Origin of the sequence: Halomonas sp. NPDC076908 (assembly GCF_050269715.1) — a bacterium.
GTDB lineage: Bacteria > Pseudomonadota > Gammaproteobacteria > Pseudomonadales > Halomonadaceae > Vreelandella.
Genome location: NZ_JBNNIW010000006.1, coordinates 59,359 through 81,096, shown reverse-complemented (window position 1 = coordinate 81,096; position 21,738 = coordinate 59,359). Strand labels below are relative to the sequence as shown.

25 protein-coding genes and 1 other RNA gene are annotated in these 21,738 nt (G+C 52.6%); 20 read left to right on the top strand and 6 right to left on the bottom strand.

Translation table 11 applies throughout. The features are described from left to right. Positions 1-8: 8 nt before the first annotated feature. From ACQKE4_RS05225 to hisD, 6 genes are all read left to right on the top strand, one after another. On the top strand, positions 9-611 hold the full coding sequence (locus ACQKE4_RS05225) for an MlaC/ttg2D family ABC transporter substrate-binding protein (protein WP_427387290.1): 603 nt from the start codon (positions 9-11) through the stop codon (positions 609-611). Further along, positions 608-946, top strand: a complete 339-nt coding sequence (locus tag ACQKE4_RS05220) for an STAS domain-containing protein (protein ID WP_427387218.1) — start codon at positions 608-610, stop codon at positions 944-946. The genes ACQKE4_RS05225 and ACQKE4_RS05220 overlap by 4 nt, the downstream gene beginning before the upstream one ends. A gap of 108 nt (positions 947-1,054) precedes the next feature. Further along, on the top strand, positions 1,055-1,306 hold the full coding sequence (locus tag ACQKE4_RS05215; RefSeq protein ID WP_427387217.1) for a BolA family protein: 252 nt from the start codon (positions 1,055-1,057) through the stop codon (positions 1,304-1,306). Between the two features lie 10 nt (positions 1,307-1,316). Beyond that, positions 1,317-2,579, top strand: coding sequence for a UDP-N-acetylglucosamine 1-carboxyvinyltransferase (gene murA / locus ACQKE4_RS05210; RefSeq protein WP_427387216.1), 1,263 nt, complete (start codon positions 1,317-1,319; stop codon positions 2,577-2,579). A 45-nt stretch (positions 2,580-2,624) separates the two neighbouring features. Further along, entirely contained in the window at positions 2,625-3,278 is a 654-nt protein-coding gene (gene hisG / locus ACQKE4_RS05205) for an ATP phosphoribosyltransferase (protein ID WP_427387215.1), read from the top strand. 13 nt (positions 3,279-3,291) lie between these two features. Then, positions 3,292-4,635, top strand: a complete 1,344-nt coding sequence (gene hisD / locus ACQKE4_RS05200; protein WP_427387214.1) for a histidinol dehydrogenase — start codon at positions 3,292-3,294, stop codon at positions 4,633-4,635. A gap of 55 nt (positions 4,636-4,690) precedes the next feature. Here the strand turns inward: hisD and ACQKE4_RS05195 are convergent, their stop codons facing one another. Beyond that, positions 4,691-5,947, bottom strand: a complete 1,257-nt coding sequence (locus ACQKE4_RS05195) for a Do family serine endopeptidase (protein WP_427387213.1) — start codon at positions 5,945-5,947, stop codon at positions 4,691-4,693. A 131-nt stretch (positions 5,948-6,078) separates the two neighbouring features. On the opposite strand from ACQKE4_RS05195, the gene ACQKE4_RS05190 reads away from it, so the two are divergent. Continuing rightward, positions 6,079-6,840, top strand: coding sequence for a Nif3-like dinuclear metal center hexameric protein (locus ACQKE4_RS05190; protein ID WP_427387212.1), 762 nt, complete (start codon positions 6,079-6,081; stop codon positions 6,838-6,840). Positions 6,841-6,984: 144 nt separating this feature from the next. On the opposite strand, the gene ACQKE4_RS05185 is transcribed toward ACQKE4_RS05190, so the two are convergent. After that, positions 6,985-7,443 (bottom strand): YhcB family protein, encoded by a 459-nt coding sequence (locus ACQKE4_RS05185; protein ID WP_427387211.1) that lies wholly within the window; start codon positions 7,441-7,443, stop codon positions 6,985-6,987. Between the two features lie 204 nt (positions 7,444-7,647). Between ACQKE4_RS05185 and zapE the strand changes: the two genes are divergently transcribed. From zapE to ACQKE4_RS05145, 8 genes are all read left to right on the top strand, one after another. Further along, positions 7,648-8,832: a cell division protein ZapE gene (gene zapE, locus ACQKE4_RS05180; RefSeq protein ID WP_427387210.1), complete on the top strand. Its 1,185-nt coding sequence runs from the start codon at positions 7,648-7,650 to the stop codon at positions 8,830-8,832. A gap of 188 nt (positions 8,833-9,020) precedes the next feature. Continuing rightward, complete coding sequence (gene rplM, locus ACQKE4_RS05175) at positions 9,021-9,449, top strand: 50S ribosomal protein L13 (RefSeq protein WP_008958668.1); 429 nt, start codon at positions 9,021-9,023, stop codon at positions 9,447-9,449. A gap of 13 nt (positions 9,450-9,462) precedes the next feature. Further along, entirely contained in the window at positions 9,463-9,852 is a 390-nt protein-coding gene (gene rpsI, locus ACQKE4_RS05170) for a 30S ribosomal protein S9 (RefSeq protein WP_290837382.1), read from the top strand. Between the two features lie 209 nt (positions 9,853-10,061). Continuing rightward, positions 10,062-10,661, top strand: a complete 600-nt coding sequence (petA, locus tag ACQKE4_RS05165; protein ID WP_427387209.1) for a ubiquinol-cytochrome c reductase iron-sulfur subunit — start codon at positions 10,062-10,064, stop codon at positions 10,659-10,661. Continuing rightward, complete coding sequence (locus tag ACQKE4_RS05160; RefSeq protein WP_427387208.1) at positions 10,661-11,920, top strand: cytochrome b; 1,260 nt, start codon at positions 10,661-10,663, stop codon at positions 11,918-11,920. Before petA ends, ACQKE4_RS05160 begins: the two co-directional genes overlap by 1 nt. Then, positions 11,920-12,687 carry a cytochrome c1 gene (locus ACQKE4_RS05155; protein WP_427387207.1) on the top strand — a complete coding sequence of 256 codons (768 nt, stop codon included), beginning with the start codon at positions 11,920-11,922 and terminating at the stop codon, positions 12,685-12,687. The genes ACQKE4_RS05160 and ACQKE4_RS05155 overlap by 1 nt, the downstream gene beginning before the upstream one ends. A gap of 149 nt (positions 12,688-12,836) precedes the next feature. Continuing rightward, positions 12,837-13,463 (top strand): stringent starvation protein SspA, encoded by a 627-nt coding sequence (sspA, locus tag ACQKE4_RS05150; RefSeq protein WP_096280716.1) that lies wholly within the window; start codon positions 12,837-12,839, stop codon positions 13,461-13,463. Positions 13,464-13,527: 64 nt separating this feature from the next. Then, positions 13,528-14,073: a ClpXP protease specificity-enhancing factor gene (locus ACQKE4_RS05145; protein WP_427387206.1), complete on the top strand. Its 546-nt coding sequence runs from the start codon at positions 13,528-13,530 to the stop codon at positions 14,071-14,073. An 89-nt stretch (positions 14,074-14,162) separates the two neighbouring features. On the opposite strand, the gene ACQKE4_RS05140 is transcribed toward ACQKE4_RS05145, so the two are convergent. Genes ACQKE4_RS05140 through ACQKE4_RS05125 form a run of 4 tightly spaced genes read right to left on the bottom strand, consistent with a single transcriptional unit; the run spans position 14,163 to position 17,270 of the window. After that, on the bottom strand, positions 14,163-14,735 hold the full coding sequence (locus ACQKE4_RS05140; RefSeq protein WP_427387205.1) for a BON domain-containing protein: 573 nt from the start codon (positions 14,733-14,735) through the stop codon (positions 14,163-14,165). Positions 14,736-14,789: 54 nt separating this feature from the next. Beyond that, positions 14,790-15,380: a phosphoheptose isomerase gene (locus ACQKE4_RS05135; protein WP_290837370.1), complete on the bottom strand. Its 591-nt coding sequence runs from the start codon at positions 15,378-15,380 to the stop codon at positions 14,790-14,792. Positions 15,381-15,403: 23 nt separating this feature from the next. Beyond that, on the bottom strand, positions 15,404-15,775 hold the full coding sequence (locus tag ACQKE4_RS05130) for a YraN family protein (protein ID WP_427387204.1): 372 nt from the start codon (positions 15,773-15,775) through the stop codon (positions 15,404-15,406). Further along, positions 15,765-17,270, bottom strand: a complete 1,506-nt coding sequence (locus ACQKE4_RS05125) for a penicillin-binding protein activator (protein WP_427387203.1) — start codon at positions 17,268-17,270, stop codon at positions 15,765-15,767. The genes ACQKE4_RS05130 and ACQKE4_RS05125 overlap by 11 nt, the downstream gene beginning before the upstream one ends. Positions 17,271-17,385: 115 nt before the next feature. Between ACQKE4_RS05125 and rsmI the strand changes: the two genes are divergently transcribed. The 5 genes from rsmI (at position 17,386) to ACQKE4_RS05100 (ending at position 21,726) form a co-directional block, all read left to right on the top strand. Further along, entirely contained in the window at positions 17,386-18,243 is an 858-nt protein-coding gene (gene rsmI, locus ACQKE4_RS05120) for a 16S rRNA (cytidine(1402)-2'-O)-methyltransferase (protein WP_427387202.1), read from the top strand. Positions 18,244-18,275: 32 nt separating this feature from the next. After that, an RNA gene (gene rnpB / locus ACQKE4_RS05115) (RNase P RNA component class A) lies at positions 18,276-18,646 on the top strand. Between the two features lie 70 nt (positions 18,647-18,716). After that, a complete protein-coding gene (gene rsmH, locus ACQKE4_RS05110) occupies positions 18,717-19,673 on the top strand; it encodes a 16S rRNA (cytosine(1402)-N(4))-methyltransferase RsmH (RefSeq protein ID WP_427387201.1) in 957 nt (318 codons plus the stop codon). Positions 19,674-19,687: 14 nt separating this feature from the next. Next, positions 19,688-20,023, top strand: a complete 336-nt coding sequence (gene ftsL, locus ACQKE4_RS05105) for a cell division protein FtsL (protein ID WP_427387200.1) — start codon at positions 19,688-19,690, stop codon at positions 20,021-20,023. After that, complete coding sequence (locus ACQKE4_RS05100) at positions 20,020-21,726, top strand: peptidoglycan D,D-transpeptidase FtsI family protein (RefSeq protein WP_427387199.1); 1,707 nt, start codon at positions 20,020-20,022, stop codon at positions 21,724-21,726. The genes ftsL and ACQKE4_RS05100 overlap by 4 nt, the downstream gene beginning before the upstream one ends. Positions 21,727-21,738 lie beyond the last annotated feature (12 nt).

Here is a 21,738-nt window from a genome sequence, read left to right as displayed (position 1 = left end):
CAGTGGTCATGCTTTGGGTGCCTATCCAGGCCCAAGCGCAGTCGCAAACCCCCGAGGCCTTGATTCGTGAAAACGTTGAGTCACTAATGGCCGACCTTGAGGGTCGTGAAGATTATTATGCTAATAATCTTAGCGAACTTGAAGCATTGGTCGACAGCAATCTTGATCAAGTGGCAGATTTTCGTTACATCGGTGCCAGTGTCATGGGCAGCTATTTCCGCAATGCCACGCCTGAGCAGCGCAGCCGTTTTGCGGATGTGTTCCGTCAAACCCTTATTGATACCTATACGCGAGGGTTAGTGACGTTTGATTATGATGAGCTACGCGTACTAGATGCTCAGCAAGCACAGCGCCATGATGACCAGGCTAGTGTAGCGATGGAAGTTGTCGCCAATAATGGGCAGGTCTATCCCGTTAGCTATAGCTTGAGGCTTTCTGATGGGGAATGGCGTGTTGTTAATGTCATCGTTAACGGTATTAATCTGGGGTTAACGTTCCGCAATCAGTTTGATCAAGCCATGCGTGACAATAATCGCGATTATGATGCAGTGATTAATGGCTGGTCGCCTGAAGTAGGTGTTGAAGAGCTAGAGCAGGGAGGCGATGCGTGACAGCGCTGTTTACACACCCCAGCGTTAGCTTGAATGTTGAAGACGCTGTCTTATTCGTAGTTGGTGATGTAAATGTAACGCTGGCGGCCGATTTGGCCGCCATTGGCGTTAAATGGCTTCAGGCCACGGAGCATACATCGGTCATATTTGATTTCAATCAGGTAAACAAAGCCAGCAGTGTTGCCATTAGCGTGCTGTTTGAATGGCTGCGTGCCTGCCAAACGCGTGACATTGATGTTCAAGCTATTCACTTTTCAGCACCCCTTCGGCGGCTTGCGTCGTTGGCTGAGCTAGATAACTTAATTGACCATCCCGCGTCTGCATTGGTGGTTTAGCTGAGGGTTTAATAGCTTGGCATGATCGCCAAGTGCGCTGCTTTTCTTTATTATGGCGACCTATTTACATTTATTGATAATGACGACTCAAAAGGAGTTCTCTGCGCCATGCAACCCAACGAAGTAAAAGCACTGCTTGAATCCCGCATCGATGGATGTCAGTTCCATATCCAGGGTGAAGGCTGTAATTTTCAGGTGATTGCGGTTGGCGATGCCTTTGAAGGTCTCTCTCCGGTTAAGCGTCAGCAATTGGTCTACTCCGCGTTAAGCGATGAAATCGCATCTGGCGCTCTCCACGCTATTAGCATCAAAACGTTTACCCCGACGCAGTGGCAAACTGCGTCGGAAAACGTTCAATAACGGCCGCCCCATGGATAAATTAATTATTACCGGCAACGGCTCGGTAGACGGTGAAGTGTGGGTAAGTGGTGCTAAAAATGCAGCGCTGCCCATTCTTTGTGCCAGCCTGCTGTCGGATGGCCCCGTGGTGATTGGTAATTTGCCACACCTGCAAGACATTACCACGACCTTGGAGTTGCTTGGTCGTATGGGCGTTGAGCCAGTAATGGGAGAGAAGCTGACGATTCAGTTAGATGGCTCCCAGGTGACTCATTGCCACGCGCCTTATGAACTAGTGAAGAAGATGCGTGCTTCGATCCTAGTATTGGGGCCTCTGCTTGCCCATTTTGGCAAAGCAGATGTATCACTGCCTGGCGGCTGTGCCATTGGCTCACGCCCGGTAGATCTGCATATTCGTGGCCTGGAAGCTATGGGGGCGGAGATTCGCGTTGAGGCGGGTTATATTCGTGCCCGTGTTGATGGTCGTCTGAAAGGAGCGACCATCTATTTCGATACCGTCACGGTAACCGGCACCGAAAACCTGCTGATGGCGGCGACATTGGCCGATGGCAAAACCATCCTGGAAAATGCGGCACGCGAACCTGAAATTGTCGACTTGGCTGAGTGCCTGATCAAAATGGGCGCAAAGATAACCGGTCACGGCACCGACACCATTACCATCGAAGGTGTCGAGAAATTGCATGGCTGCGAACACAATGTCATGCCTGATCGGATCGAAACGGGTACTTTTCTGGTAGCCGCAGCAATGACCGGTGGCCGTGTGAAAGTTACCCGTACCCGTGCAGATATTTTGGATGCGGTGATCGCTAAGCTTGAAGAAGCTGGCGCCGAAATCACCACTGGCGATGATTGGATTGCCTTGGACATGCGGGGCAAGCGTCCCAAAGCGGTGAATATTCGCACTGCACCTTATCCGGCATTCCCAACCGATATGCAGGCTCAGTTTGTCGCTATGAACGCCGTGGCGGTGGGGCATTCCCGGGTGGTTGAGACCATTTTTGAAAACCGCTTTATGCACGTTCAAGAACTCAACCGCATGGGCGCCAATATTGTACTGGAAGGTAACACCGCCTTGATTGAAGGGGTGGAGACGCTTTCCGGTGCACCGGTAATGGCGACCGACCTACGCGCCTCCGCTTCCCTGGTGATAGCAGCGATGATGGCTGAAGGCGAGACACTGGTAGATAGGATTTATCACATTGATCGTGGCTACGAGTGTATTGAAGAAAAAATGCAGCTGCTGGGTGCGCGTATTCGCCGTATTCCCGGCTAAGCCATGCGACTAAGTTTTTGCATGCTAATAACGACGGGCTAAACGATGAGTAAGCAACTGATTTTGGCCCTCTCGAAGGGCCGTATTCTCGATGAAACACTGCCGCTACTTGCCGACGCAGGTATTACGCCTATCGAAGATTTGGCTAAAAGCCGCAAGCTATTGTTCGATACCAACTTACCGGACGTTAAATTCGTCATCATCCGCGCCACTGATGTGCCCACGTACGTTCAACTAGGTGCTGCCGATTTAGGGGTGGCGGGAAAAGACGTACTGCTTGAACACGGTGCCGAAGGGCTTTATGAGCCGCTGGACCTGGAGATCGCCTGCTGCAAATTGATGACCGCAGGGGTCACCGGCCAGTTGCCAGCACTCGCCAGACGCCGTGTGGCCACTAAGTTTGTCAATGTGGCGCGCCGCTATTACGCCGAACAGGGCATTCAGGCTGAGGTGATCAAGCTCTACGGGGCAATGGAGCTAGCGCCATTGATGAACCTGGCCGATGAAATTGTTGATATTGTTGATACGGGCAATACCTTGCGTGCAAACGGTATGGAGCCGCGTGAGCTAATTGCCCATATCAGCACGCGATTAGTAGTTAATAAAGCGGCGATGACCATGAAACATGATCGTATTAAGCCTTTATTGGCTCGTCTGGAAAGCGCGGTGAAAAAGCGTCAGGCACAGTTTGCCGAGTGATACGAGGTAATCTATGAGCAACCCTACAAGCAGTACCGCCGTCAGCCATCAGTACTCTGATACGATTGCACGCCTATCGACTAGCAATGCCGATTTTAATCATCGGCTGGACACACTTCTGGACTGGGAGGGAGTGTCTGATAAGGCGGTGCAGACGCGGGTCGAGGAGATTCTTGCTAGCGTCAAGCAGCGCGGCGACGCGGCAGTCATCGAAGCCACTAATCGCTTTGATCGATTGTCGGTGTCGGGCATGGACGAACTACAGCTCATGCCCGCGCAGTTGAAACACGCCTTTGATAACTTACCTGCCGAACAGCGTGAGGCGCTCTCTAGCGCCGCGGAGCGGATCAAACGTTATCATGAGCGCCAGAAGCCGAACTCTTGGCAGTATGAAGAGGCTGATGGCACCGTACTAGGGCAAAAAGTAACGCCGCTTGATCGTGCCGGTATTTATGTTCCTGGCGGCAAGGCAGCTTACCCATCGTCGGTATTGATGAATGCGATTCCCGCGCATGTAGCAGGTGTGCGGGAAATAGTTATGGTAGTGCCTACCCCGGACGGCGTGTTGAATGAGCTGGTGCTGGCGGCCGCCCACTTGGCAGGGGTCGATTATGTCTTCACCATTGGTGGTGCCCAGGCCATAGCAGCACTCGCTTACGGCACTGAAAGTGTCCCTAGGGTCGACAAGATTGTCGGGCCAGGCAACATTTATGTGGCCACTGCCAAGCGGGCCGTCTTTGGCCAAGTGGGTATCGACATGATTGCCGGCCCCTCGGAAATTATGGTGGTGTCGGACGGTCAAACGGATCCTGAATGGTTGGCAATGGATCTATTTTCCCAGGCTGAGCACGATGAAGATGCCCAGGCGATATTGGTAAGCTGGGATGCGGAGCATCTTGATGCGGTCGAAGCGGCGATTGAGCGGCTGCTGCCTAGCTTAGAGCGCGAAGCGATAGTGCGTGAGTCGTTGCGGCGACGGGGGGCGTTGATCCACTGTCAGGATGCCCAAGAGGCCATTGTGTTGATTAACCGTATTGCTCCTGAACACCTGGAGCTTTCGGTATCAGCACCGGAAACTTGGCTGGACGATATTCGTCACGCTGGGGCAATCTTTATGGGCCGCTACACCGCTGAAGCGTTAGGTGATTACTGTGCCGGGCCCAATCACGTGCTTCCTACCTCTGGAACGGCGCGCTTCTCTTCGCCATTGGGCGTGTATGATTTCCAGAAGCGCTCATCGATTATTCACTGCTCTGCAGAGGGAGCTTCTGAGTTGGGAAAAATTGCCTCCGTATTGGCACGAGGCGAATCGCTCACTGCTCATGCCCGTTCCGCCGAGTACCGTATTCTCGATTAATGCTTGGTGCGCCGCCTTTGTTTTAAGCTCTATTTGTCCGCGCGGCTGAAAAACGTTACGAGCCGCGTGGACGAGGGAGCTCTTCATCATTGGTAACCGCAGGAAGAGGGCGCTCTCCTACCTCTAACGTCATATTCATTCGCTCGCCACTGCGTACAATGGTGAGCGGAAGTGATGTGCCGGGCGGAATGGAGGCGATCTCGCTCATGGTGGCGCGAGCATCCAATATAGGCTGACCATCCACCGCGAGAAGTACATCGCCAGGCTCTAAGCCTGCTTTTGCTGCAGGGCCATCGCTAACAACACCTGCAATGATAACCCCTTGAGGCGTTTGTAGCCCGAAGGAGGCGGCTAGCTCCCGTGATAGTGCCTGAGCCTCAATGCCTAACCAGCCACGGATGACACGGCCTTGGGTAACAAGCTCATCAAGTATGCTGTGAGCAAGGTTGGCGGGGATGGCGAAGCCAATACCCTGTGACCCACCTGAGCGTGAGAAGATCGCCGTGTTGATTCCGACCAGTGCGCCCTCTGGGTTAACCAGGGCACCGCCTGAGTTGCCTGGATTAATGGCGGCATCTGTTTGGATAAAATCTTCGTAGGCATTAAGCCCTAAATGATTGCGACCCGTGGCACTAATAATGCCCATGGTAACGGTTTGCCCGACCCCGAAAGGGTTGCCAATGGCTAGCGCAACATCACCTACCGCTACATCGGCGGAGTCGGTCAGTTCGATGACCGGAAGATCGTCAAGATCAATGCGTAATACTGCCAGGTCGCTCTCAGGGTCAGTGCCGATAACTTCAGCCAGCGTCTCGCGGCCATCGCGTAAGGCAACTTGGATCTCGTCTGCGCCATTGATGACGTGATGATTGGTCAGCACATAACCGTCATCGCTGACAATAACACCAGAACCGAGGCTGGATAGCATGCGATGATGAGTAGTGGCGTCACTACCTTGGTCATCGAAAAACTGCTGGAAAAAGGGATCAGACATCAATGGGTGCTGATCACGCTCAACAATGCGTGAAGAGTAGATGTTGACCACCGCGGGTGCCGCTTGCTCAACTGCATGCGAGTAGCTGGCGGGCCCTTGGTTGCGCGACAGCGGTGCTGCTTGATGTACCTCTGGGGCGGGGCGGTTAGGCACTGGGTTCAGCGCAATAGGCGGGGTCGCGACGGTCGGTGAAGTCGCCTGTGTAGGTGGCTCTCTAAACGGGTTAGGTAATTGCTCAGGAAGTAAGAGTAAGACCAAAATAGCGAGTAGCACGCCAGTGATGACAGGCCAGAGATAAGGCAGCACGTAGCGTCGCATGCAAAAAATTCCTTAGCGGGTGTTGGGCTCGCCATTCGCGATAAATGAAGACGAGTTTTACAATCGTTTTAATGGTAACACTTTCTTAGCAAGTTCCTCACGGGTGCAGTTAAATCTTTAAAGGAGTCGGCATGATTCAGCGAGATCAATTAGTGGCAGCCTGTGACCATCAGTTGCGTGCGGGGCAATTTAAGGATTTCACCATTAATGGCTTACAGGTAGCCGGGTGTGACCAGGTTCAGCGTGTGATGACTGGTGTGACGGCATGCCAGGCACTGCTCGACGAAGCGGTTACATGGCAGGCGGACATGGTGTTAGTTCATCATGGTTATTTTTGGAAAAACGAGCCGGTTGCAATCACCGGTATGAAACAAAAACGAATTAAAACGTTGCTTGACCATGATATTAACTTACTGGCCTATCACTTGCCGCTGGATGCGCACGCAGAAATGGGTAATAACGCAGAGCTGGCTAGGCTTTTGGGTTGGAAGGTGGAGGGCTGTATCGATGGTGAGCTAGGCGAAGGGTTGCTATGGGCAGGGCGTTTAACTCAGCCGCAAACGCTTCAGGTGCTAGCAGAGCAAATTGCTCAAACGCTGCGGCGAGAGCCATTGGTGATTGAGGCACCTGGCGTGGGAGAAATCGAGCGTATCGCCTGGTGCACAGGAGGCGCGCAAGACATGATAACGGACGCTTTTGAAGCGGGTGCACAAGTGTTTGTGTCGGGGGAGATTTCGGAGCGGACTACCCATCTAGCTCGAGAAATGGGCATTCATTATATTGCCGCCGGTCATCATGCTACTGAACGCTATGGCATTCAGGCGATGGGGGAGTGGTTGGCAGATGAGTACGGCGTGGAACACCGTTTTGTTGATATCGATAATCCCGCTTAATCACTTAAAAGCCCTGTATGGCTCATATGCCTGTATGGCTCATATGTTAGTAGGGAGTTTTAAGGGGCAATAATGCTGCGACGTTTGAAAAGCGCTCGCAGCATGCTTTATGACCACTATAGCTTTTTGATCGGAATGGTTTGATCAGTAGCGCGGTGGTTGGGGCGTGGCTGCCTGACTGCCCTTCAAGCCAAAGTCTTCAGATAGTGTGCCACCTTTGCCGTCTGCGTAATCACGCGGGATGGCGGGGGCGGACGTCTGATCAGTGGAAGGCGACGTTTTGGCAGAGTGAGAGCCGCTAAAGTCAAGGCTGGGCTGAATGGCAGCATCACGAATATTCCATTCCGCCGCGTCTTCTTTGAGCTGTTGCTCTAACTGGTTGGCTTCATCGCGTATGTTGCCGAGTCGTTGGTAAATGCCACTTAAATGGCTGCCTACGCTGCTCTTCATTTCAGCAATTTGGTGTTCGCGTTCGAGTAGTTTTTGCCGCATGGCTGCTGCTTGCCGTTGGCTTTTGCTGAATAGACGGTAACAGCCCATGCCAGCAATAAAGCCGACGACAAGACCAATAATAGCAAAGGTTAATGATGAGCTTGGGTCCACAGTGTTCTCCCTGGCGCCTTATATAACAGCGGCTGCATTCGTCAGCAGCTTATGAATGAAACAGGCTGCCATTATAGGCGTCAGTCTGCCGGTTGGGTCAATCCACTCATGCGTTAACATGCCTCTATAGGTATAATCACACCCTTCTTAGGGTTGCCAGTGCTCATGCTGGGTCCTGCATTACCTGCTGTAGGAGGCAAGTGCATGTCATCAAAATCTGCGGGTGAGGCGCAATCTATCACGCGCCCTGCAACGCCTATGGAGCGCTACCGTGCTGATTTAGAGCGCGATGATTTTCAATATGATCCGGCCCAGGAAGAGGCTGTGTGCCATCTTCAGCGCCTATACGATGAACTTGTGGCTGCGCCGACAACCATGCCTAAAGCGTTGGTGGCCCATAAGGGGTTTAAGGCAAAGGTGGCAGGCTTGATGGGTAAAAAAGCCTCATCCGCTAGTAAGCCTGTTCTGCCTCGGGTTAAAGGGCTCTACTTTTGGGGTGGCGTGGGGCGCGGCAAAACCTATCTAGTGGATACCTTTTATGAAGCATTGCCGTTTCCTGATAAAGTGCGCACCCACTTTCACCGTTTTATGCAGCGGGTTCATAATGAGCTGACGCATTATAAAGGAGAGAAAAATCCGCTGACGTTGATCGCTGGGAAGTTTGCCACTGAGGCCAGAGTGATCTGCTTCGATGAGTTTTTTGTTAAAGATATTACCGATGCGATGATTCTCGCCAACCTGTTGGAAGCGTTGTTTGAGCGCGGGGTAGTGTTGGTGGCAACGTCAAACATCGTGCCTGATGACTTGTATAAAGATGGGCTGCAGCGAGCGCGCTTTTTGCCAGCCATAGAGCTCGTTAACCGTCACTGCGAGGTGGTTAATGTTGATTCGGGGGTGGATTATCGATTACGTGCTTTAGAGCGCGCCGCTATTTTTCACTCCCCTTTGGATGAAGAGGCCGAGCAGGAGCTTGCGCGTAGTTTTCGAGAAATTGCAGGTCATGAAGGGGAGGTGGATGCACCGCTTGAGGTTAATCATCGTGTGCTTAAAACACGCCGCTTGCATGAAGATGTTGCGTGGTTTGAGTTTCTAGAACTTTGCGATGGGCCGCGCAGCCAAAATGACTATATTGAGTTGGCTCGGGAGTTTCATACGGTGGTGGTGTCCAATGTCACCTATATGGATGCCAAAAAAGATGATCAAGCGCGGCGCTTTATTAATATGGTCGATGAGTTTTATGATCGAGGCGTGAAGTTACTGATGTCGGCCGAGGGGCCGATTGAGGAGCTTTACCGGGATGGAAAGCTAACGTTTGAGTTCCAGCGAACGCTTTCGCGCTTGCAAGAGATGCAGTCACGTGAGTATCTCGGCTTACCTCACAAGCCTTAAACATAACCTGTGCCTAACTGTTTAGTAAAAAAGTCACGATGTCGCTTAACTTGCCGCTATCCTTGCTGTAGAATGCCGCCTCGCTACACATGTTGCCTGTGAATGCAGGCAACCAAAAAGAATAGGGATGGTGCTTCGCCGTGTAACGGTGTGAGTCACCCAATACATTTAATCTGGTGATTTTATCCATGAAGACGTTCAGTGCTAAGCCGCAGTCCGTCCAGCGCGACTGGTATGTTGTCGACGCTAAGGACAAAACGCTCGGTCGCCTGGCCACCGAGATTGCTCGTCGCCTGCGCGGCAAGCATAAGCCCGAATTTACCCCTCACGTTGATACCGGCGACTATATCGTCGTGATCAACGCAGAGAAAGTCCATGTGACCGGCAACAAGGCGAAGGCTAAAACCTATTACCGCCACACTGGTTACCCGGGCGGTCTGCGCTCTATGACATTCGACAAGATGCTTGATCATGCGCCCGAGCGCATCATTGAGTCAGCCGTAAAAGGCATGTTGCCGAAAGGTCCTTTGGGTCGCGCCATGTACACTAAGTTAAAAGTGTACGCTGGTGCCGAGCATCCGCACGCTGCCCAACAGCCGCTTGAACTAGACATCTGAGGAAATCTTCGCCATGACACAGCAGTATTACGGTACCGGGCGCCGCAAGACTTCCACCGCTCGCGTGTTTATGAAGCCGGGCTCTGGCAAAATCACTGTCAACAGCCAAGACCTAGACCTTTATTTCGGTCGTGTAACGGGTCGTATGGTTGTTCGTCAGCCGCTTGAGTTGACTGAAACGCTGAGCCAGTTCGACATTTTTGTCACTGTTGCCGGTGGTGGTAACTCTTCACAGGCAGGCGCGATTCGTCACGGCATTACACGTGCCCTGATGAACTACAATGAAGATCTGCGTCCTACGCTGCGTGCCGCTGGCTACGTAACGCGTGACGCCCGTCAAGTCGAGCGTAAGAAAGTCGGCCTGCGTAAAGCACGTCGTCGCCCGCAATTCTCTAAGCGTTAAGTACTTACGCTATGTGGCAAGGCGCCCAGGTCACCGACCTGGGCGTTTTTTATTGGAATATCAAAAAATTATATTGCTCGTACCACTATGGTCACGGGTAGTTGTTCTTGTGTATAGCGCTTTGTTTTTTTACCATAGAGCGTATTTAATATTCGTCGCCGCAAGACGCCTTTGCGGCGGAACGGGTAAGCTGATGGGAGAAACCTGAAATGGCAGATAACGGCGTAAACAAAGGCCGACGCCGTTTCCTCGTAGGCGCTACCTCCGTTGTGGGTGCGGTAGGTGCTGTCGGGGTTGCGGTTCCCTTTGTGGCTTCTTGGCAGCCTAGTGCCAGGGCAAGAGCGGCGGGTGCTCCCGTTCAAGCAGATATATCAAGGCTTGAACCAGGACAGCGTATGACCGTCGAATGGCGTGGTCGTCCTATATGGATTATCAATCGCACACCCGAAATGATCGAGCGCACTGAGTCGCTGGATGATGGAATGCTGGCCGACCCAGATTCTGAGGTTCCGCAGCAGCCGGGATATATTACCGGTGGTTTGCGGTCGATTAGACCAGAAATCGGTGTATTAATTGGTATCTGTACGCACTTAGGTTGTTCGCCGCTTTTCCGGCCTGAGCCTGACGCAGAGGGCGTAGGCGTTGATAACTGGCCGGGTGGTTTCTTCTGTCCTTGCCATGGTTCGCGCTTTGATTTGGCTGGCCGCGTATTTAGTAACGTACCCGCGCCGACTAATCTTGAGGTGCCACCCTACCGCTTTGAAAATGATGACATCATTATCATCGGCGAAGATGAGGAGTCTGCCTAATGGGTAATCCGAATAAAGCCAAGGCGGAAAAGGGCGTCATGCGCTGGGTGGACGACCGTTTTCCCGCAACGCAAATGTGGCAAGAGCATCTCTCCAAATACTATGCACCGAAGAACTTTAACTTTTGGTACTTTTTTGGCTCATTAGCGCTCCTGGCACTCGTCAACCAAATCTTGACCGGGGTTTGGTTAACCATGAGTTTCAATCCTTCTGCTGAAGGTGCTTTTAATTCCGTCGAGTATATTATGCGCGACGTGGAGTGGGGCTGGCTGATTCGCTACATGCACACCACCGGTGCCTCTGCCTTTTTCCTTGTTGTTTATCTGCATATGTTCCGTGGCCTTTTATATGGTTCTTACAAAGCCCCTCGCGAATTAGTGTGGGTTTTTGGCATGACCATTTATTTGGTACTGATGGCGGAAGCCTTTATGGGCTACTTGCTGCCATGGGGACAAATGTCCTACTGGGGCGCGCAGGTTATTATCTCATTGTTCTCGGCTATTCCCGGTATCGGTCCAGATCTGGCGCAATGGGTGCGCGGTGACTACCTGATTTCCGGTATTACCCTTAACCGTTTCTTCGCATTGCATGTCGTCGCCTTGCCAATCGTTATCTTGGCGCTTGTCGTGCTGCATATCATTGCTCTCCATGAAGTAGGTTCCAACAACCCTGACGGCATTGATATTAAAGAGAAGAAAGATGAGACAGGTAAGCCGCTAGACGGTATTCCTTTCCATCCCTATTACACGGTTAAAGACCTTGTTGGTGTGGCAGTGTTCCTATTCGTTTTCTGCGTTGTAGTATTCTACTTCCCTGAAGGTGGTGGTTACTTCATCGAGCGGCCTAACTTTGAGCCTGCTAACCCGCTGCAAACGCCTGATCATATTGCGCCTGTTTGGTACATGACGCCTTTCTACGCCATTCTGCGCGCGATTACCTTCTCGATCTTTGGCTTAGACGCTAAGTTCTTGGGCGTTGTGTTTATGGGTGCTGCCATTGGAGTGTTGTTCGTCTTGCCCTGGCTTGACCGCAGCCCTGTGCGCTCAATGCGTTACAAAGGCTGGATGTCGAGAGTCATGCTCGCACTGTTTGCTATCAGCTTCGTCATTCTCGGTATTTTAGGTGTACTGCCATCAACGGCAGGACGAACCATTCTGGCGCAGGTGTGCACTGTCATTTATTTCGCCTTCTTCGTCTTGATGCCGTTCTACACCAAGCTGGAGAAGACTAAACCTGTTCCGGAAAGGGTGACTGGCTAATGAAAAAGCATCTATTAGCACTACTTTTCGCGATAGTGCCCGTAACGGCGATGGCGGCACCGGCAGCAAGCGTGCCTCACTCGATGGATCCTGACTTGCATGACCAGGCTTCGTTGCAGAATGGCATGAAGTTATATGTCAACTACTGTATGGGCTGCCATTCTTTGGAGCATCAGCGTTTCGCGCGTGCCGCGGAGGACCTGGGTATCCCTCAGGATCTGATGGAAGAGAATCTGATTTTCTCTTCAGATTTGGCCTTCAACGACCAAATGCATATTTCCATGGACAGTGGTGATGCAGAGGCATGGTTCGGCGCGCCGCCGCCGGACCTAACGCTGCATTCACGTTTGCGTGGCGGAGATTGGATCTACTCCTATCTGCTCGGTTTCTACCGAGACCCCACTCGGCCTACCGGTGTGAACAACACGGTGTTCGATTTGGTGGCCATGCCTAACGTGCTTGAGCCATTGCAAGGCGTCCAAGAGCTTGTGTGCTCTGAGACCGATCGTCCGGTCGAAGGCCAAGAGCCTGACTCTCTTTCAGGCATGTATCAGTCTTGTGACGTCCTGCAAGTAACACAGCCTGGAGAGCTGGAACCAGCTGAGTTTGAGGAAGCGGTTTATGATTTAACCAATTTCTTGGTCTATGTTGGTGAACCCTCTAAGCTTCAGGCTCAAGCATTGGCGCCTAAAGTGCTGATCTTTATCTTTATTTTCGGTGTGATTGCTTACCTGCTCAAGCGTGAGTACTGGCGAGATATCCACTAATTAGCAATAACTGATGATCAGTGGGGCGCACGGTGTAAGCCGTGCGCCTTTTGTTTGTCGGTATGACAATAAAGCAACGCTAGCTGGCTTCCCCTAAGATAGGGCTGGCGTGTTATTATTCTAGATTGTTTTGATGCGAGGATGCTTTCATGGGTGTTGTGGCCAAGCGGTCGTCGATGATCTTTTACTCAGGTAGTGATGATCATTTCAGTCATCGTGTGCGCATTGTGCTGGCCGAAAAGGGGGTTGCTGTCGATATCGTTGATGTTCTCGACGAGAAACCACCTGAAGAGCTGGCAGACCTCAACCCGTACAACAGTGTGCCAACACTGTTAGATCGTGACTTGGTGCTGTACGAATCCAAGGTCATGATGGAGTACTTGGATGAGCGTTTCCCGCATCCTCCGCTGTTGCCTGTTTATCCAGTGGCGCGTGCGCAAAGCCGCTTATGGATGCACCGCATTGAGCGTGAGTGGTGCCCGATGGTTGATCAGATTCGCAGCGGTGGAAAGAAAGAGGCAGATAAAGCGCGGAAAGAGTTGCGTGAAAGTCTGATTGGTATATCGCCAATTTTTGAAGATATGCCTTACTTCATGAGCGAAGAGTTTACGCTGGTGGACTGCTGCTTAGCGCCCGTGCTGTGGCGTTTGCCTGACCTTAATATTGAGCTGCCTGAAAAGCAGGTTAAGCCGTTATTAAGTTATATGTCACGTGTATTTGAGCGTGAAGCATTTAAGGCATCTTTGAGTGAGCGTGAAAAAGAGATGCGCGCTTGAATTCATTCGGCCCCTTTGCCTTATTAAGGCAGGGGGCCTTACTTGTTAGGAGGAGGGAGTCTAGATGAAATCGAGTCGCCCCTATCTCGCCCGAGCCCTCTATGAGTGGCTACTAGACAATGAGCTAACCCCTTATTTTGTGGTCGATGCAACTCTGCCAGGTGTAGAGGTGCCTCGCCAGTTTGTTCAAAATGGCCAGATTGTACTGAACGCGGCGCCTACTGCCGTGCGCGATCTTTTCATGGAGAACCAGGCGATAAGTTTCAATGCGCGCTTTGGCGGCCAGCCTATGCAGGTAATGATTCCCACGCCGGCATTGATTGCTATCTATGCCAAGGAGAACGGCGCTGGAATGGTGTTTGGTCATGAGCCTGATCTGAGTGATGCCTCGGAATCGTTTGGTGATATTGAGGATGAAGAGCATGGCTCTGATCAGACAGAGTCTTTAGCTAAACATAAGTCTTTAGCTAAAAATAAGTCCTCGGCTAAGCCGGAGCTTTCCATCACGGAACCCGTTCCTGCGAAGAGCGATGATTCAGATGACGCATCGTCTTCCTCGAAAAAAGACACTAAGCCAAAGAAAAAGCCGACATTGCGAGTAGTTAAGTAACGGCTATCACGCTGCTGTTAAATAAAAAACCTCGCTCATTTTTGGGCGAGGTTTTTTATTGAGTGTTATACAGTGTTTAATTCGCCTACTTAATCTAGGTACTCAAACACCTTAACGATGCGCTGAACACCACCAACAGCAGAGGCTGCATTTACGATGCGATCAGACTCTGCACGAGTGACAATGCCCATTAGGTAAACGCTGGCATTTTCAGTGGTGACTTTTATTTTTGAGGAGTCAATGGAGTCATTTGTTGCCAAGTGACTGACAACATTGGTCGTTAGCCAAGTGTCGGTGAGTCGCTGGCTAGCTGGGAGTCGGGCAGCAACGGTCAGCTCGTTATGTACTTCATTCACGCCACGTAAGTTGCTGGCCACTTCTCCCGCCCGTTCGCGAAGCTCTTCGCTGGGTACTTGTCCTACCAACAATACAACGCCATTGAAGCTGTTTGCTCGAATGCGTGCGTCGCCAAGACGGGCATCGGCACGATCCAGTGCACGTTCAACTTCGCGCTCAATGGTCGTATCGACGGCTTGCACGTCGTCACTGCGTTGAGCGTAGTTAGACTGGTTAGATGCCGAATTATTCGCACACCCGCCTAGCAGTAGCGCCGCGCAAAGGGTTGCGACTATTAAGCCATAAGAAGAGAAGCGCTGGGTCATCGTTATAACTCCATGGTGTTAATCATTGGAAGGGTGTGAGTTAGGCGGCAAAGCTTAAGTGCTGCCAAACAACTGTTCATCAATAAGATCGCACAAGCAATGAATAACCAGTAAGTGGACTTCCTGAATGCGTGCCGTCGATGTGGCCGGGACGCGAATTTCACAGTCATCCTGGCCCAGTAGAGACGCCATATCCCCGCCGTCGCGGCCGGTAAGAGCAACCACTGTCATATCACGATCATGAGCCGCTTGGATAGCCTGAACAATATTGCCGGAATTGCCGCTAGTAGAAATAGCTAGCAGCACATCGCCCGGTTGACCCAAAGCGCGAATTTGCTTGGAAAAAACCTCGTTATAACTGTAGTCGTTCGCAATGGAAGTGAGGGTTGATGTATCGGTAGTTAATGCCAATGCGGGGAGGCTTGGCCGTTCGCGTTCGAAGCGATTAAGCAATTCAGAAGAGAAGTGCTGACTATCGCCTGCACTGCCGCCATTGCCGCAAGCAAGGATTTTTCCTTCGCTAACAAGGCATTGCACCATCATTTGGCTAGCCACTTCGATAAACGGCGGCAGTACTTCGCTAGCATAAGTTTTAGTATCAATACTGTCGTTAAAATGACCAAGTATACGAGCTTGAAAGTCCATAAGGGCTTCCTGATAAAATTGAGTCAAAAGGCGTCAAAAGCCGCTTTCGCCCAGTGGAAATCGAGATCAGGCGTCTTGCCAATAATCGCCAGAACGTCAAAGCGACAGGGTGATGATGTGTTGCAGCGGGCAAGATAAAGCCGTGCTGCGCGTACCAAGCGCTGTTGCTTCTGGTAGGTAATGGTTTCCAGTGGATGCCCATAGCGCGTCGTGGTGCGGTGCTTGACTTCGACAAAGACGAGAATATCGCCATCTCGCATCACCAAGTCAAGCTCACCCCCTTTTACATGATGATTCTGTGTCACGAGGGTGAGCCCCTGCTGGCACAGCCATTGAGCAGCAATTTGCTCAATGGCGGCACCGCGGGCGCGGGCAGTTTGGGCGTTATTCGCCACTATTGCCCAAGCCGGGGCTTAAAATGGGTGATGGCGTGCCGTTCTGGAATCTTGCCCACGGAAGCTCACGATAGATGCGTCCATCCTCTCTTAGGTATAGCATTCCTGTGCTGCCACTGAGGCCTTCAAGGTCGGCAAGGTTGGAAAGGCGAATGGCCAACTCATAAGCGTCTACGCCCATGGCCATTAGGCGGAACATGGAGGCATCGGACTCATCCCGTAAGCTACGGTAACTAGACGCAAAAGGCAGCGCTTCTTCACCACCTACCGCAGCATCCGGGATCTGCCATGGAATATCCATAAACATAACATCGTTCAGGTCTTGGTCTAGGCGTGCCTGCAGGCGACCTTCATGAAGATGCGATGTGGCATAGATCGGCAAATTAGGCGCGTAGTAGTAGTCCATCGTTGGCGGTACTTGGCGCGCGTACTCTGGCAAAGCAAGCAGGAAGAGGGCGTCGATATTGCCTAAGCGAGCGCGCTCGCCGCTAACGTTAAGCGCCGTTTGAACGGCATTAGAAACTGAGCTTTCTGGATTGTAACGCACGGCATTGGTGATTTCGCCGCCCTGGCTCTGCCACTCATTCCAGAACGCTTCCCCAGCCCTACGACCCCAGCCATTGTCCGGTACCATCATTGACATTTGGCGGTGGCCGTCCTGCCATGCGCGTCGTGCGGCTTGGCGTGCTTCATCTTCCGCTGACAGGCCGTACTGGAACAGGCGCTGGGCTTGGTTGCTGTCATTGTTGCCGTAGTTAAGCGCAAGCGTAGGCAATGGCACGCTGTCGCGTTCTTCTAGTTGGGTAACATGATCTTTATCGAGGGGTCCAATAATTAGCTGAGCGTTCATTTGCTGAGCGCGGTCATAGAGCTCGTCTAGCGTGTAGCGTGATGCGTCCAGGAAGCTTAACTCGACGTTGTCACCTTTAGTATCGTGATGTTGGCGCATGGCAGTAGCAATGGCATTGGCAACGCTGCTAAGCGGACCTGACTCAGGTAGCGCAACAACAATGCGACGAATGTCTTGCCCTTCAAGCTCAGGCAGCGCAACGCTTACGCCACCGGTTTGGTCAAGCGCTTCACGCGCCCAACGTTGCCGCTCCTCCAGCGTTTCTTGCTGGTTGGCCTGCATCGGTAGCTCGTCATCCAGTACTTGGGTGGCACGTAATACAGCGCGAGGCTCATTTAAGGCGCGGGCAAGTTCGGAGAAAAGTAGTGCCCAACGCACGCGATCCGCTTCTGATAATAGACTTTCGTCAATGGCATCAGCTGTTTCAAAGGCGTTATCGCGCTCACCCTGGCGGGCCATAATGTTGGCCGCTTCCAGACGTGTTTTGGCGGCTTGCTCGGGCGCCTGTTGTTCAGCCTGGCTTAATAGCCGGCCTGGGTCTTCATCGGGCGCTCGGTCGACAACCCCTGGTGGTTGCATCGCACAGCCTGCAACCAGAAGTGCCACTAGAGCGGCGGCGAGAAAGCCACGTAATGACTGTTTCATGTATCCTTCCTTAAGTTTCCATTTGCGCTGTCGCTGCTTGCCAGCGATTGAAATAGGTCTCTGCACAAGCATAGCGTACTGGCAGGGCAAGCCTTCAACGAATTGAGAGTCATAAATGACAGACGATAATCCGGGCACATTGTACGTGGTTGCCACGCCAATTGGGAATTTGGACGACTTATCCTCGCGTGCCGCTCGGGTATTAGGGCAAGTAACCCGCATCGCGGCTGAAGATACGCGTCATAGCGGACGCCTGTTGGCACATTTAGGGCTTAATAAGCCCATGATTTCGCTGCATGACCACAATGAAGCTCGCCGAGTGGATACGCTGGATGGTTATCTCGCTGCAGGAGAAGATATTGCCTTGATCAGCGATGCAGGAACACCGTTAATTAGCGATCCTGGATTTGTTTTGGTGCGTGAGCTGCGGGCACGAAACCGCAATATAATACCCATTCCTGGCCCTTGCGCGTTGATTACCGCGCTGTCAGGAGCAGGATTGCCAACAGATCGATTTGTATTTTGTGGATTTTTACCCGCTAAACCTGGTGCTCGCCGCCAGGCATTAGAGGCATGGAAAACCCGCGAAGAGACGCTGGTGTTTTATGAGTCCCCACACCGTATTCTGCATACTCTTGAAGCGTTACAAGAGCAAATGCTTGGGCGGGATGTCGTTTTGGCCCGTGAGCTAACCAAAACGTTCGAAACTTTTTTACACGGCACACCAGCATCCTTACTTGAACAGTTAGCCGCTGATCCTAATCAAGCCCGCGGTGAATTCGTGGTTATCGTTGCTGGAGCCGCGCCTGTTACACAGAGCGAGCATCAGGATATTTCAGCGGATGCATTGCTAGAGGCCCTATTGGCAGAAGGGGTTGGCGTGAAGCAGGGAGCCGCTATTGCCTCGCGAATGCTCGGTGGGCGTAAGCAGGCTTGGTACGCTCGTTTGCAAGCAATGAAAGGCGACCATTGAGGCAAATCGAGGGCACTGGTATGCTTGCCGCCGGAGTTGGCCAGACAGTCGCCGCTAATACCCTTTAAAAGGTGTTGGGGGAGGAAAGTCCGGGCTCCATAGGGCAGAGTGCCAGGTAACGCCTGGGCGGCGCGAGCCGACGGAAAGTGCAGCAGAGAGTAGACCGCCTAAGCCCCTGAAATAAACCTCTGGGGCCGGTAAGGGTGAAAGGGTGCGGTAAGAGCGCACCGCGCGCCTGGTAACAGTGCGTGGCATGGTAAACCCCACTCGGAGCAAGACCAAATAGGGACCCAATGGCGTGGCCCGCGCTGGGTCCGGGTAGGTTGCTTGAGCGCTGTGGTAACGCAGCGCCTAGAGGAATGGCTGTCCACGACAGAACCCGGCTTATCGGCCGACTCCCCCATTTCCACATTTAGGGCGAGCATGTACGCCCTTCATAACGTTGTCTTTTTATACTCTTGTGTGAGAAAAAAATGTCTTCTGCTGACGCTGAACAGGTTGCTAACCGCTTTCGCCATACCAGCGTACTCCTGGAAGGTGCAGTTGATGCTTTGATCCATGACGCTGAAGGTGTCTATCTGGATGGCACATTCGGGAGAGGCGGTCACTCACGCTTGATATTAGATCGTCTTGATGCGTCAGGCCGACTGCTCGCTATGGATCGCGATCCCCAGGCGATTGCCGCCGCCGCTGAAATAGTTGATTCTCGTTTTCATATTACTCAGCGTGAGTTTGCCCATCTGGCAGAATTTGCCCAAGAACAAGGGCTTTATGGAAAGCTTTCGGGCGTGCTGTTGGATATCGGTGTGTCATCGCCTCAATTGGATGATCCTGAGCGGGGCTTCAGCTTTATGCGTAACGGGCCTCTGGATATGCGTATGGATCCTACCCAGGGCCAGAGCGCTGCTGAGTTTTTAGCCCGAGCGAGTGAAACAGATATCGCTTATGTGTTTAAAACTTACGGCGAAGAGCGCTACGCCAAGCGTCTAGCCCGTGCCGTGGTGTCCCGTCGGGTTGAAAAACCATTCACCCATACGGTGGATTTGGCTGAAGCGCTGAAAGTTGCCCATCCCGCCTGGGAAAAGGGCCGTCACCCGGCAACGAAGGCGTTTCAGGGCCTGCGTATTTTTATCAACGGCGAGCTTGATCAGCTTGATAACGCGCTTGAAGCGGCGCTTGAGGCGTTAGCCCCTGGTGGCCACTTAGTGGTCATCAGCTTTCATTCGCTAGAGGATCGGCGCGTGAAGCGCTTTATTCGTCACCATGTGCGTGGTGATACCGATCTGCCCCGCGGCGTGCCCATTCGTGATGATCAACTGAATCGGCGCTTAGAAGCGATAAGTAAAGGGGTGCGGCCAAGCGATGAGGAAGTTGATGCTAACCCTCGTGCGCGTAGCGCCGTTATGCGAGCTGCCCGCAAACGTATGTGATCACGGATGACATCATGAGCATGGATCGGATTGAGCAGTGGGCAACCACGCTACGCACCGAATGGCCGTTTAAGCTCCGCCTTCGCCCCTGGCCGATTGTGATTAGCTTAATCTTTTTGCTGTGTATGGCCTCTGGATTGGGAGTGGTTGTCACTACTCATATGACGCGGGTTCAGTTTGCTCAGCTACAGCAATTGGAGCAAGAGGAGAACCAGCTTCAAACCGAGTGGGGGCAGCTACTGCTGGAAGAGGGAGCCTGGGCGACACCGGCCCGTATTGAACAAATTGCCACAGAGCGACTGGGGATGCGTATCCCCGATGTTAATGACGTTGAGGTGATTCGGCCATGAGGAGTGAGCGTCGAGGAGGTACCTCTCGTCAGCAGCCGATTGCACCACCTTTAGGCGGTGGTCGGTTTTTCTTTATTTTGCTCGCCATTGGTTTGGCGTCGGCTATTTTAATAGGCCGCATCACGCTTTTACAGGTCATTGACCGCCCCTTTCTACAAAGCCAGGGTGATGCCCGCACCCTGCGCCATGAGGCGATTCCAGCCCACCGAGGCATGATCACCGACCGAAATGGCGAGCCTTTGGCGATTTCAACGCCCGTCGTCACTCTGTGGGCAAATCCTCAAGAGTTACCAGACGATGCCATTCAGCGCATTGTTCTTGCCCAGGCGCTGGGGATGACCCTGGATGATTTCGAGTCACGAGTAGCACGCTTTAGTGAGCGTGAATTTATGTATCTGCGGCGCCAAATGACGCCCGCCGCAGCGCAGCAGATTCTTAATTTACGAACGCCGGGGGTTTATCCTCAGCGTGAATATAAACGTTATTATCCCGCCGGAGAAGTTGCCGCCCAACTGTTGGGGGTAACCAATGTGGACGATATTGGTCAGGAGGGGTTAGAGCTCTCCTATCAGCCTTATTTAGCGGGGCACCCGGGTCAGCGTCGCGTTATAAATGACCGTCGTGGTCGTTTGGTGCGTGAGCTCGGTGTGATCAGAGATGCCCAGCCTGGGGGCGAGTTAACCCTGGCTATCGACCAGCGCATTCAATATATGGCGTACCGTGAGTTGCGGGCTGCAGTGGCGGAGCATGAAGCAGATGGTGGCGTGCTGGTAATGATGGGCGCACGCACTGGAGAAGTGTTGGCGATGGCCAACTTGCCTTCCTATAACCCTAATAATCGCGCGGGGCTTGACCCACGCGGGTTGCGTAACCAGGCGCTGGTTGATGTGTTTGAGCCTGGGTCGGTTATGAAACCGCTGGCGATGGCCGCCATTCTGGAAAGTGGCGTTGTTGATCGCAATGTGGTGGTCAATACCTCACCAGGCTGGATGCGATTAGACCAGTTTACCATTCGCGACTTCCGTGACTATGGCCAGTTGGATTTAGCCGGTATTTTGGAGAAATCTTCAAATATCGGTATGTCACGCTTGGCGCTACAACTGACCGATACCGCGATTTGGGAAAAATATAATCAACTGGGGCTTGGTCAGGCGCCAGGCACCGGTTTTCCGGGTGAGTCGACGGGCAGCTTGCCTGCGCCTGTGCGCTGGTCGCGTAGTGAACGAGCAGCCCTCTCTTATGGCTACGGTTTGTCAGCGTCGGCGGTTCAGATAGCGAGTGCTTATACTGCGATAGCCAACAACGGCGAGCGCTTGCAGCCATCACTGCTGCGCCTTTCTGAACCGCCCATAGGGATACCCGCCATCTCTCCTACCGTGGCTAATGATTTGCTGAATGTCTTAGAAACGTCGGTGGCGGCCTACACCGGTGGGCGTCGTGCGCGGGTTGAGGGTTATCGCGTGGGCGGTAAAACGGGCACGGTGCGCAAAACCGGGCTGCAAGGCTATACCACCGATGCGTACCGCAGCGTGTTTGCCGGTATTGCGCCTATTTCTGATCCGCGTATTGTTACCGTCGTAATGATTGATCACCCCAAGGCGGGGGAGTTCTACGGCGGTGCTGTTGCCGCACCGGTTTTTTCCAGTGTGACAGGGAATGCCTTGCGCTTATTAGATGTACCGCCAGATCACGAGGCGGAGTAGCTTTTTTAAGGA